Raw genomic sequence first — 1,242 nt, forward strand, 5'->3', positions numbered from 1 at the left:
TGTAGTGGTCAACTAATTCCGGACAGTAAATTAGAGAGAGCCTCAGCTTTTGCCGGTGGCACCCCCTCGTTGAACTGATGTGGCCGACTCCAGTTGTCATAATCCATCAGGTAAAAACTTATATCCCGCTGGGCTTCTGCTCTGGTCATATAACCGGTTACAGGCATCCATTCTGATTTCAAGCTTCTAAACAGCCTTTCCATTGGGGCATTATCCCAGCAATTGCCACGGCGGCTCATACTTTGCGTCATGCGATAACGCCACAGCCTTTGCCGGAATGAATGGCTGGCATATTGGCTACCCTGGTCTGAATGGAACATCACGTTTTGCGGTCTGCCGCGTTGCTCGTATGCCATGTCCAGTGCTTTAACCACTCAATCCGCATCCGGCTTTGCCGATAATGCCCAGCCAACCACTCGACGACAGTATAAATCCAGTACCACAGCCAGATAATGCCAGCCGCCTTCTGCCCAGATATAGGTAATATCACCGCACCAGACACTATCTGGCGCGCTAACGTCAAATTCCCTATTGAGATGATTCGGGATATCTGACCGTTCAGTCCGGGCTGTTTGATAACGGTGTGGGCCAGGCTGCTTACTGATTATCCCGGCTTCTTTCATCAGGCTTCTGACCTTGAAGCGCCCTATCTGATACCCCAGAGCACGCATCATGCCCAGTAACGTTCTGCTACCCGCTGAGTGGCGGCTTGCTTTAAATAACGCGGTGATTTTACTGCGCTGCTCTAACCGTTCAACATTAATCAGCCTGCTGCAATGCTTGTGTTCGTAATAACTGCTGGCGGCAACATCAAACACATCACAGACTAATTCCACTGCTTCATGCTCTCTTAACGAGTCTATCAACGTGTACGTTCGAGTTCGTCCGACATCAAGAGAGCGGTAGCCTTTTTTAATATCGCTTTCTCCCGCTCTAACCGATTGACTCTGGCCTCCAGCTCTTGAATGCGCTGCTGCTCTGGCGTCAGGGCTTTAGCCTTCGGTGTCACACCGCCCCGTTCTTGCTCAAGTTGCTCAACCCAGCGCCGCAGTACCGATTCATCCACACCAAGTGACTTAACTGCTTCTGCAAGGCGGTAGCCTTGGTCAAGTACCAGACTGGCAGCATCACGCTTAAACTCTGTAGAAAACGTACGACGTTGTCTTGTCATTGAACACCTCTTTTAACTAACGTGGTAATCTTACCACTTAAATGGGTGTCCGGTTTTATTAGACCACTACA

1 pseudogene is annotated in these 1,242 nt (G+C 49.9%); it reads right to left on the bottom strand.

From position 1 onward, the window contains the following. Positions 1 to 8: 8 nt before the first annotated feature. Positions 9 to 1,171 (bottom strand): annotated as a pseudogene (locus tag AAC155_RS24175) (IS3 family transposase). Positions 1,172 to 1,242: the final 71 nt, after the last annotated feature.

Source organism: Photorhabdus sp. HUG-39 (assembly GCF_963878365.1).
GTDB classification, from domain to species: domain Bacteria; phylum Pseudomonadota; class Gammaproteobacteria; order Enterobacterales; family Enterobacteriaceae; genus Photorhabdus; species Photorhabdus kayaii.